This window comes from Streptomyces sp. W16 (assembly GCF_033194735.1).
GTDB lineage: Bacteria > Actinomycetota > Actinomycetes > Streptomycetales > Streptomycetaceae > Streptomyces.
This window is the reverse complement of sequence record NZ_JAWOAI010000346.1, coordinates 1-10833: the sequence shown is the minus strand read 5'-3', so window position 1 is coordinate 10833 and position 10833 is coordinate 1. Positions and strand designations below refer to the sequence as shown.

Here is a 10833-nt window from a genome sequence, read left to right as displayed (position 1 = left end):
CGGTTCGCCCCGCTGGCCCTGGACCTCTGCCCATCCGCGCAGTTCGCTGGTGCCCACCTCGTCGATCGCCCGGTGCAGGGCGGCCCGCGCGTCGACGTCCCGGGCGGCCTGCGGAAGCAGCAGGTAGCGGTCGATCGCCCGCCGCAGGGACTCCCGTGCCTGTGCGGCCAGGACCCAGCGTGAGCCCGGATTGAACAGTTGGCGCATGCCGGTGAAGAAGACGGCGCCGCCCGCGATCAGGGCGGTGAGCCAGGCGGGCGCGTGCAGTCCCGCCGCCACGACCGTCGCGGACGTGGCGGCGAGCGCGCCGAGTTCCGTCGTGTAGTGCAACCACCTGGCCCGGTCGCACGCCCCCGCGTAGAACTCCAACTCCTGCCGGGCGAGCGCCAGTAGCGGATCGGGTTGGGAGGCCCAGGCCTGACCGACGGCCGTTCTTCGTCTCATCGCCACATCATCGGGCGATCACGGCCGCCGGCGAAAGCCGTTCCGGGTCAGGAGCGTCGGAGCCGCAGCGTCACCAGCTCGAACGGGCGCAGCCGCAAGGCCAGTTGATCGCCCTCGCGGATGATCTCCTTCGCCTCGGCCGACGGACGTTCCAGCAGGTCGGTGGCCTCCACGGAGTCGAAGGGGAAACCCACCGTCAGTGTCGCCCTGGCCCGTCCCCCGTGGGCCTCGTGGAACCGGACCACGACGTCCCCGCTCCCGTCGTCCGCCAGCTTCACCGCGGTGACCACGACGGCGTCCCGGTCCACGCTCACCAGCGGGGCGACCTCCTGCCCGCCGGTGACCCGCCGTTCCGGCAGATTGATCCGCCAGCCTTCGCGAACGGCGTCGCCGATGGCCGCGCCCGGCACCAGCGCGTGCTGGAAACGGTGGACGCCCTGGTCGGTCTCGGGGTCCGGGAAACGGGGCGCGCGCAGCAGGGAGACGCGCACCGTGGTGGTCGTACCGAGGTCGCCGTCGGTGCGGACCGTACGGGTCACATCGTGGCCGTACGTCGAGTCGTTGACGACGGCGACGCCCCAGCCGGGTTCCTCCAGGTGGATAAAGCGGTGGTTGCAGGCCTCGAACTTGGCCGCCTCCCATGAGGTGTTGGTGTGCGTGGGGCGGTGGAAGTGCCCGAACTGCGTCTCGGACGCGTACCGTTCGGCGTGCACGTCGAGCGGGAAGGCGAGCTTGAGGAACTTCTCGGTCTCGTGCCAGTCGACCTCGGTGTCGATGAGCAGCCGCCGCTCCCCGGGGGCGAGGGACAGCAGTTGGGTGACCCGGGACGCGCCGAAGGACCGTACGATCCGCACCGTGTTCCCGTCGGCCACGACCTCCTCCGCGTCGGTGAGGTCGGTGACCGTGTTGCGGTAGAACTCGTCGACGTCCCAGGCGTCCCACATGTTCGGGAAGTCCGGGTGGAGTTGGAGCAGGTTGGCGGCCCGGCCGGGGGCGATCGTCTCGCGGTCGGCCTCGATGTCGTAGGCGGAGACGACGAGGCCGCGGGCGTCGATCTCGATACGGAGCAGGCCGTTCTCCAGGACGTGTCCGCCGCCGACCCGGGTAGCGAGTGCCGTCTGGCCCTGGTCCGCCGGAGCCTGGGCGCCGCCCGCGAGGACGCCGTCGCGGTTGTGGGGCGCCGAGTTGAACACCAGCTCCCGTGTCCCCTCCCCCGCCAGCGCGCGTTGGGCCGCGTCGATGATGCCGTTCAGCTCGGCGGCCAGTCCCTCGTACGTCTTCCGGGCCTCGCGGTGCACCCAGGCGATGGAGGAGCCGGGCAGGATGTCGTGGAACTGGTGCAGCAGTACTGTCTTCCAGATCCGGTCCAAGTCCTCGTACGGGTAAGGGAATCCGGCCCGTACGGCAGCCGTGGCGGCCCACAGTTCGGCCTCGCGCAGGAGGTGTTCGCTGCGCCGGTTGCCCTGTTTGGTCTTGGCCTGGCTGGTGAGGGTGGCGCGGTGCAGTTCGAGGTACAACTCGCCGACCCAGACCGGGGGTTCGGGGTATTCGGCCTCGGCCTTCTCGAAGAACTCCTTCGGCGTCTCCCAGGCCACGGTCGCCGAGCCTTCGAGGTCGCGCAGACGGGCCGCCTTGGCGACCATCTCGCGGGTGGTGCCGCCGCCTCCGTCGCCCCAGCCGGTGGGCGCCAGGGAGTGGCGGGCGACTCCCTTGTCCTTGAAGTTGCGTGCCGCGTGGGCGATTTCACGGCCCTGCATGGAGCAGTTGTAGGTGTCGACGGGCGGGAAGTGGGTGAAGATCCGGGTGCCGTCGATGCCCTCCCAACGGAAGGTGTGGTGCGGGAACTTGTTCGTCTGCGACCAGGAGATCTTCTGGGTCAGCAGCCACTTGGAGCCGGCGGCCTTGATGATCTGCGGGAGTCCGGCGGCGAAGCCGAAGGTGTCGGGCAGCCAGGCCTCCTCGTTCTCGATGCCGAACTCGTCGAGGAAGAACCGCTTCCCGTGCACGAACTGACGGGCCATCGCCTCCGAGCCGGGCATGTTGGTGTCGGACTCCACCCACATGCCGCCGGCCGGCACGAACCGTCCGTCCGCCACCGCCTTCTTCACCTTCGCCCACACCTCGGGCCGGTGCTCCTTCACCCAGGCCCACTGCTGGGCCTGCGACATGGCGAAGATGAAGTCCGGCTCGTCCTCAAGGAGGGCGGTCATGTTGGAGGTCGTACGGGCCACCTTGCGGACCGTCTCCCGCAGCGGCCACAGCCACGCGGAGTCGATGTGCGCGTGCCCGATGGCGCTGATGCGGTGCGCGGACGGGACGGCGGGCGTCGACAGGACGGCCGCCAGCTGTGAACGGGCTTGCTCCGCCGTGCCGTTGACGTCCTGGAGGTCCACCGCGTCCAGCGCCCTGTCGACGGCCCGCAGCAGGTCCCAGCGGCGCGCCGAGTCCACCGGCAGTTCGGCCATCAGCTCGCCGACCACCTCCAGGTCGAGGACGAGCTGCCAGACGTTCTCGTCGAGGACGGCGAGGTCCATGCGGGTGAGCGTGTACTGCGGCTCGCTGCCGGCGGTCTCCTTGTCGCCCAACTGCGTGGGCACGAAGGGGTGGTAGTCCATGACCACCGGGTTGGACGCGGCCTCGACGTACAGCCGCACCTCCTCGCCGCCGGCGACGGGCGCGCCGATCCGGACCCACTGGTTGCGCGGGTTGAGGCCCTTCACGGGAGTGCCGTCGGGCCGGTAGACGAGGCCCTCGCACTGGAAGCCGGGCATGTTCTCGTCGAAGCCGAGGTCGAGCAGCGCCTCGACGGTCCTCCCGGCCCATTCCTGGGGGACGGTCCCGGTGACGCGGAACCAGCTGGTTCCCCAGGGAGCACCCCACCGGGCGCCCACCTCGATCGGTTCGGGTGTCCCCGCGAGCCCCTCGGCCACGGGCACCGGCTCGTCGGGCGCGTGCCAGACGGCCACTTCCAGCGGCACGGACTCGGGGTACACGGCGGGACGGATGCGCTCTTCGAGAACACGCTTGAGGCGGGCTTCGACCAGGCTGCGGTCGTCATGCATGTGGGGTGCTCCGTGGCTCGGTTGCGGGTGGGACTACGGGTGTTACCAGGTGTAGGCGACGGTCACGGGGGCCGACGCTGTGTAGAGCTCCCCTGTCGCGCGCAGTTCGAACCACGCCTGCTGCTCGCCCTGTTCGGCCTGCAGCCCGCCGGCGTAGAAAGCACGCTGGCAGGTGCCGCCGAGGAACCGCCGGGTGCCGTCCGGCAGCAGCCGGTGCAGCGTGTAGTGGCGTACGGCGTCGGGCGCGGCGTCCCAGGCGAAGCGCAGGTTGCCGCCCGTGGCCGCGGAGATACCGAAGTTGGTGGGAGCGGCCGGTGTCTGTGACGCGTTGGCATCGCGGACGGCCAGACCGCCGAGCCGCCAGTTCACCGGCCCCGCGGTCGCGGTGAGCCTTACACCGATGGCGTGCAGCGTGCCGGAGAGACCGGTCAGCGGCACGGTCACCGTCTGCCAGCCACTGCCCGAGGCCGTCACCGGCAGATACGTGTACGGCGGTGTCGCTCCCGCCGTGCTCGGTTCGGCGGTGGCGACGGCCAGTTCGACGTCGGCGCTGCCGGAGTCGGTGCGGAAGGTCAGGTCGACCACGGTGTCATCGGTGATCAGCATCTGTGTGCCGTACAGGTCCAGCGTCGTCGGCTGGTCGAGTGCGCCCGAGACCAGCACGCTGCTGCCGCCGCGCCACGCGTCCGCGAAGTCGAAGGTCACGGTGGGCCGTTGGCCCGTCGTGCGGACCGCCCAGCGGCGGGACGGCAGCCGGTCCTGGAGTCCCAGGTGGTTCCACGGCGCGTCCGAGGTGACCGCGCCGTCCTCGTACCAGCGCAGTCCGTGCCCGGTGTTGAAGACACTCGCGAACGGCAGCGCGCCACCCACTGTGGATCGGTCCGCGACCGACACCGCAGGCGCCCGCCAGGGGTCGGTGCTGTCCGGCGTCGACGGGTCGAGTGAACGCCCGGTCCAGAACCGGTCGTCGGCGGCGTGGAAGTCGCCCGGGGTGCGGCTCGCGGGGAGGTGGTTGCGGGTCCACTCGGGCCGGTAGAAGCCGATGGACGTGATGTGTGCCTTGGTCGTCGGGACCATCGCGTCCCAACTCACCGTCGAATTCGACCCGTTGGACTCGACATCGACGCCCGCCCACAACTCGTAGCGGCTGCGGCCCAGTCCGTCGGCCTTCGTCCCGGAGGCGGCCAGTGTGCTCGTGCTCCACCGGAAGTCGATGAACATGTCGTCCGCGGCCTGGAAGAACGCCTGGTTCGAGGTGTTCAGCGCGCCCTGCCAGCTGACCGTCCCGCTCACGGTCATCGCGTCGTACCAGGTGACCCGCTGCCCCTGGGCGGCGGCGAGGGACTTCAACTCGCTGACGAAACCCTGCATGTCCGTGCCGAGCGCGGTGTTCCCGCCGCTGGTCTCGGCGTTGACGAACCAGCCGTCGAAGCCGTAGGCGGCGGCGACCGCGACGAGTTGGGCGGCGAGCGGGTAGCGCCCGGCGGCGTCCTTCTGGACCAGGTCGCGGGTCCACTGGAGTTGTCCGCCGTAGGCGACGGGCGGCAGGAAGATGTTGCCGAGGACGGGTACGCCGTGCCGGTGGGCGGCGTCCACGATGGGCGCGTTGGGGGCGAGGATGATGCCCTCGCCGGCGGAGCCGCCCCAGAAGACGAGTTCGTCGAGGTAGGACCAGTGGGTGAGGGCGTAGTAGTCGGCGGTGGCCGCGCCCTGGGAGGGGTTGCTCGACGTCGGTCCGAAGGAGACGAGGGACTGGACGCGGGCCTGGCCGGAGCGGGCGGTGCTGTTCGCGGGGGTCGGGGTGAAGCGTGCGGCCAGCGGCACGGCGGCGGCGTTGAAGGCGAGGTCCGTGTCCGAGGCGGCGGTCCAGGTCTTCAGGCTGTTCCAGGTGATGCCGGTGCCCGGGGTGCCGGAGGGCAGGGAGTCCGGGTACCAGTAACTGGCGTACGGCTGGGTCGCGGTGGCCGCGGCCTGCCCTGCGGCGTAGGCGGGCAGGGGCAGTTGGGGCAGCAGGGCCGCCGCGCCGGCGGCGAGCAGGACGGTGCGTCTGGTGGGGCGTCCTGGGTTCACGAGCTGGTGCCTCCTTGTGGGGTGGGGAGTACCTGGTCGGGAGTGACGACTTCGGTGATGCCGCGCGCGGCGAGGTGTTCCTTGTCGTCCGCGCGCACGTCGAGGACGGTCGCCGGGCGGGCGCCGTCGGCGACGAGTCGGAAGTAGGCGTCGAAGACCGGTCCGCCGGGACCGCAGACCGAGCGGACCGACGGGTCGGCGGGCACGACGAGCGCCGTGCTGCGGGTGGCGGGCGCGTACGTGGGCTCGCGGGCCGCTTCCGACAGCACCAGTGCGATGTCCTTGGCCTGCCGGTCGTTGGTCAACAGGCCCAGTCCGTATTCGAGTTCGGGGAAGTCGGCGAGGTCGCGGGACACGTCGTGGGAGCACCACCAGGTGATTCCCCAGAGGTCGGGGCAGTCAAGGGCGCCCGCGACGGTCGCCTCGGCGAAGGCCGCCGCGTGCTCGGCGGGTACGAGCGGCTGGGGCGCGCCGACCTCCTGGAGCCAGACGGGCCGGTGCGGTTCGTCGGCCCAGGCCTTGCTGAGCTCGATGAGATAGGCGGCGTGGTGTTCGCTCGGCACGGAGGTACGGCCGTGGCGTTGGGCGGTCCCGTTGAAGACCCAGGAGTGCACGGCCGTCATCGCGCCGCGCCGGGCGGCCTGCGCCGGGGTGAACGGCATGTCGTCCTGGTACCAGGTCGCGTCGTACTCGGCGTGCAGATGGGGCTTGCCGGGCGCCCCCTCCGCGCAGGCCGCGAGCATCCGCTCCAGCCAGGCGTCGATCTGCTCCTCCGTCGCCCGGTCGGGGTCCGGATGCGGGCCAGCCGAGAACTGGTTGACCTCGTTGCCGAGGGTCATGCCGATGAAGTTCGGCCGGTCTGCGAGGGCGGCGGCGAGCGTGCGGAGATAGGCGGCCTGGCCGTCGAGGACGTCCGGGTCGGTGAAGAGGTTGCGCCGGTGCCAGGTGCGGGTCCAGGCCGGCAGGTAGTCGAAGCTGCTCAAGTGCCCTTGCAGACCGTCCACGTTGACGTCGAGCCCGCGCTCACCGGCCGCGTCGACGAGCTCGGCCAGCTGCTCCACCGCGTTCGGGCGGATCAGTGTGCGGTTGGGCTGGAAGTACGGCCAGAGCGGGAAGACCCGGATGTGGTCGAGGCCCAGCTCGGCGATCGAGTCGAGGTCGGCGCGTACCGAGTCGAGGTCGAAGTCCAGCCAGTGGTGGAACCACCCTTGGCTGGGTGTGTAGTTGACGCCGAAGCGCACGGCAGAAGACATCGGGATCCTGGTTCTGTAGTGCGTATCTGAATGCAAGGAGACGTCAGCCCTTCACGGCGCCTTCGCCCACGCCCCGGAAGAAGTACCGCTGGAGGCAGGCGAAGAGGGCGATCAGGGGGGCCACGGCGATGACCGTGCCGGCGGCTACAAGGCGTTCGTCGTTGGCGAAGGTGCCGTGCAGATAGTTGAGGCCGATGGTGAGCGTGAACTTGGACGGGTCGCTGAGCACGATGAGCGGCCAGAGGAAGTCGTCCCAGGCGCCCATGAAGGCGAAGATCGCGACGACGGCGACGGTCCCCTTCACGGACGGCAGCGCGATCCGCAGGAACCGCTGCCAGACGTTGGCGCCGTCGACGTAGGCCGCCTCCTCGATCTCGTACGGCAGGTTGAGGAAGGCGTTGCGCATCAGCAGCACGTTCATCGCGCCGATGCAGCCCGGGAGGACCACCCCGATCAGGGTGTTGTTCAGGCCCAGCTCCCGCATGGTGGTGAACTGGGCGATGATGATGCCCTCCACCGGCACGAGCATCGCGAGGATGAAGACGAGGGTGGCCACGCGGCGGCCCCGGTAGCGCAGCCGGGCCAGCGCGTAGCCCGCGAGCGCCGAGCCGACGCAGTTCGTCACGACGTTGGCGGAGGCGACCTTCAGCGAGTTGAGGGCGTAGTCCCAGACGGGGATGGTGTCGGCGACCCGCTTGTAGTTGTGCAGGGTGGGGTGTTCGGGCAGGAAGGTCGGCGGCGAGCTGTAGATGTCCTCGGTCGGGCCCTTGAGCGAGGTGGAGAGCTGCCAGAGGAAGGGGCCGACGGTGATGGCGAGTACGGCGAGCAACAGCGTGTAGCGCAGGGCGAGTTCCCAGACGCGGATGCGGCGGCCGTGCTCGTCGGTGACGCGGGGCTCGCGAACCGCCGTCCTCTGGACGGGTCTTGTGCGCTCGATGACACTCACGCGTCCTCCTTCCGGTCGGCGCGCAGGACGAGCAGCATCAGCGCGACGGTGACGACGAAGACGACGACCGAGAGCGCGGAGGCGTAGCCGACCCGCCCGGTCAGGCCGGTGCCGGTGCGCTGGACGAGCATCACGAGGGTGGTGTCCTCGCCGGCCGGTCCACCGCTCGGGCCCGCCATCAGATAGACCTCGGAGAACACCTTGAAGGCGGCCACCGAGGACAGCGCCCCGACAAGGACCATGGTGGAGCGGACGGCGGGCACGGTGACCGTGAAGAACCGGCGTACCGCGCCCGCGCCGTCGACCGATGCGGCCTCGTGCAGCTCGCGCGGCACGTTGGCGAGCGCGGCCAGGTAAATGATCATGTAGTAGCCGAGGCCCTTCCAGACCGTGACGGCCATGGCGCTGAACAAGAGCAGCCACTGGTCGCTGAGGAAGCCGATCCGGCCGACGCCGATCGTCTCCAACAGCGAGTTGACCAGGCCGCGTTCGTCCAGCAGCCACACCCAGATGAGTCCGACCACGACGATCGACGCGACGACCGGCGTGTAGAAGGCGGACCGGAAGAAGGTGATGCCGGGGATGTTCTTCTGCACCAACAGGGCAAGCAGCAGCGGGAGTACGACGAGTGCGGGGACCACCCCGACGATGTACAGGGTGCTGTTGCGCAGGCCGGTCCAGAACATGTCGTCGTGCCACAGCTCGCGGAAGTTGGCGAAGCCCACGAAGTGGCCCGGAAGCAGGGTGCGCCGGTCGGTGAAGGCATTGGCCAGCGTGGAGCCGAACGGGTAGAGGATGAAGACGCCGGTGATCAGCAGCCCGGGGGCGGCGAACAGCCAGGGACTGGTGGGCAGTTGGCGCCGCACCCGGGAGACGGTGGAGAGGGCCATCGTGGACTACCCCTGCTGCTGGAGGAGCGTGTCGCACTGCTTGACAGCGTTGTCAAGAGCCGTCTTGGGGCTCTCCTTCCCCTGCAGGGCCTTGGCCACCTCGTTGCGCAGTGCGGTCTTCATCTGCTCACTGAACAGCACCGGCGTGTAATTCACCGCGTTTTTCAGGGACTTGGCGGCGGCGATCCGCACCCGCGTCTCGTCGGTGCCGTCCTCCTTGGTGAAGTACGGGTCGTCGAGGGAGCCCGCGGTGCTCGGGAAGATGGCGACCTTCTTCGCGAACGACATCTGCTGCTGGGCGTCCGTGACGTAGTGCGCGAAGGCCACGGCGGCGGGAGTGTGCTTGGTCTTGGAGTTGACCATCACGCCCATCACGTACATGTTGACGTGCCCGGTGCTGGTGATCTGATCGGTGATGCCGATGTTCTTGTACAGGCTGGGCGCCTGCTTCTTGAAGTTGTCGAGGTCCAGGGCGCTGCCCGGGTTCATCGCGACGGCCCCGGTGAGGAACTTCTTGCCGGACGACTCGGGGGTGGCGGTGAGCGCCTGCGGGTCGAGGGCCTTCGCGTCGTACAACTCCTTGTACTTGGTGAGGAGTTCGATGCCCTTCGCGTCGTTGAAGGCGAAGGCGGTGCCGGCCTTGTTCATGAGCTCGACGCCGTAGCGGCCGAAGTCCTCGACGGTGGGGACGTTGGCGAGGGTGGCGACCTTTCCGTCGGTCTTCTTCGCCAACTGGAGGGCCTGGGCGAAGAGTTCGTCGTACGTCTTCGGCGGCTGGTCGGCGTTGAGTCCGGCCTGTTCGAACAGGGACTTGTTGTAGAAGAGGGGGCCCGTGTTGAGGTACCAGGGGAAGGCGTAGGTCCCGGTCATGCCCGGTATCTGGTGGCTGGCCCAAGCGCCGGGCAGGTACTCGCTCTTGTACTTCGAGGCCGCCTTGTCGAGGTCCATCGCGAGGCCCGCCTTGGCGAGCGGGGCGACCAGGTCCGGGGAGACGTTGACGACGTCGGGCAGGGTGCCGCCGGCGGCGTCGGCGCTGATCTTGTCGGCGTAGCCCTCGGCGGGCTGGTCGATCCACTTCACATGGGTGCCGGGGTACTGCTTCTCGAAGCCGGAGACCACGCCCTCGAAGTACGACTTGAAGTTGGCGCGGAGGTTCCAGGTCTGGAAGGTGATGTCGCCCTCGACCTTGCCCGAGGCGTCGGTCGAGCCGCCGTCGTCTCCTCCTGAGCCGCAGGCACTCAGCGGCATGAGGACTACGGCGGCGGCAGTGGCGGCGAAGGCTCTGCGGGAGATGCGCACGGCGAGTCGCTCCTTTGCAGTGGGGTTGGCCAATCGTGCCGGGGCAGACCTTGCACGCTGTTCGCGGGGCGCGTCAATGGATTCCGCCCAGCTAAATTCATTAGTTGGCCGGATCCGGACAACATCCCAGCTCAGAGAGGCGTGTTGGCCCTATTGCGGTGGATCACTAATGCGCTTTAGGGTGTGCTGGCTCAAGCGCATTAGTGCGCGGCGCCGACGGAATGGAGAGCAGGCTTGTCAGGCAAGCGGTCGCCCGCGCGTCGGCCGACGATGAAGGACATCGCGCAGCGCGCCGGTGTGTCCGAGAGCGCGGTCTCCTTCGCGCTCAACGGCCGGCCCGGAGTCTCCGAGATCACCCGCGACCGGGTGCGCCGGGTCGCGGAACAGCTCGGCTGGCGGCCCAGCACGGCCGCGCGAGCGCTCTCCGGGGAGGGCGCGGCGACGGTCGGTTTCGTGCTGGCCCGGCCCGCGGACACCCTCGGCGTCGACTCGTTCTTCCTCCAACTCGTCTCGGGCATCCAGGAGATACTGGCCGAGCGTCATCTCGGCCTGCTCTTCCAGATGGCCGAGGACGTCGACGACGAATGCGCGGTGTACCGGCGCTGGTGGGCCGAACACCGGGTGGACGGCGTCCTGGTGGCCGACCCGCGCACCGCCGATCCACGCCCCGACCTCCTCGACGAACTGGGCCTGCCCGCCGTGGTGATCGGCGGCGCGCCGGACGAACGACATCCCGGACTGTCGACGGTGTGGGCCGACGACGCGGGCGCGATGGCTTCGGTGGTCGACGAGTTGTACGCGCGCGGCCACCGCCGGATCGCCCACATCGCCGGACTGCCGGGCCTCGCGCACACCGAGCGCCGGATCCG

8 protein-coding genes are annotated in these 10833 nt (G+C 69.6%); 1 reads left to right on the top strand and 7 read right to left on the bottom strand.

Features of this window, described 5'->3' with window-relative positions:
- From R6V09_RS34855 to R6V09_RS34825, 7 genes are all read right to left on the bottom strand, one after another.
- On the bottom strand, positions 1–444 hold a 444-nt coding region (locus tag R6V09_RS34855; RefSeq protein ID WP_317885465.1), incomplete at its 3' end, for a DUF4231 domain-containing protein.
- A 47-nt stretch (positions 445–491) separates the two neighbouring features.
- Positions 492–3506, bottom strand: a complete 3015-nt coding sequence (locus tag R6V09_RS34850) for an alpha-mannosidase (protein WP_317885464.1) — start codon at positions 3504–3506, stop codon at positions 492–494.
- A gap of 42 nt (positions 3507–3548) precedes the next feature.
- Entirely contained in the window at positions 3549–5576 is a 2028-nt protein-coding gene (locus tag R6V09_RS34845; protein WP_317885463.1) for an endo-beta-N-acetylglucosaminidase, read from the bottom strand.
- Positions 5573–6817, bottom strand: coding sequence for a glycoside hydrolase 5 family protein (locus R6V09_RS34840; protein WP_442810209.1), 1245 nt, complete (start codon positions 6815–6817; stop codon positions 5573–5575). Before R6V09_RS34840 ends, R6V09_RS34845 begins: the two co-directional genes overlap by 4 nt.
- A 55-nt stretch (positions 6818–6872) precedes the next feature.
- Positions 6873–7775 carry a carbohydrate ABC transporter permease gene (locus R6V09_RS34835; RefSeq protein ID WP_317885461.1) on the bottom strand — a complete coding sequence of 301 codons (903 nt, stop codon included), beginning with the start codon at positions 7773–7775 and terminating at the stop codon, positions 6873–6875.
- The gene (locus R6V09_RS34830; protein WP_317885460.1) at positions 7772–8665 is read right to left on the bottom strand and encodes a carbohydrate ABC transporter permease; all 894 of its coding nucleotides are present in this window, start codon (positions 8663–8665) and stop codon (positions 7772–7774) included. Before R6V09_RS34830 ends, R6V09_RS34835 begins: the two co-directional genes overlap by 4 nt.
- Positions 8666–8671: 6 nt before the next feature.
- On the bottom strand, positions 8672–9964 hold the full coding sequence (locus tag R6V09_RS34825; protein ID WP_317885459.1) for an ABC transporter substrate-binding protein: 1293 nt from the start codon (positions 9962–9964) through the stop codon (positions 8672–8674).
- A gap of 270 nt (positions 9965–10234) precedes the next feature.
- Here R6V09_RS34825 and R6V09_RS34820 point away from each other — a divergent pair.
- Positions 10235–10833, top strand: a 599-nt coding sequence (locus tag R6V09_RS34820; protein WP_317885466.1) for a LacI family DNA-binding transcriptional regulator, incomplete at its 3' end; no start/stop codon positions are given.

Excerpts from the sequence above, each read along its gene's own strand:
- R6V09_RS34830 (WP_317885460.1), bottom strand. The coding sequence starts at position 8,665 with ATGGCCCTCTCCACCGTCTCCCGGGTGCGGCGCCAACTGCCCACCAGT.
- R6V09_RS34850 (WP_317885464.1), bottom strand. The coding sequence starts at position 3,506 with ATGCATGACGACCGCAGCCTGGTCGAAGCCCGCCTCAAGCGTGTTCTC.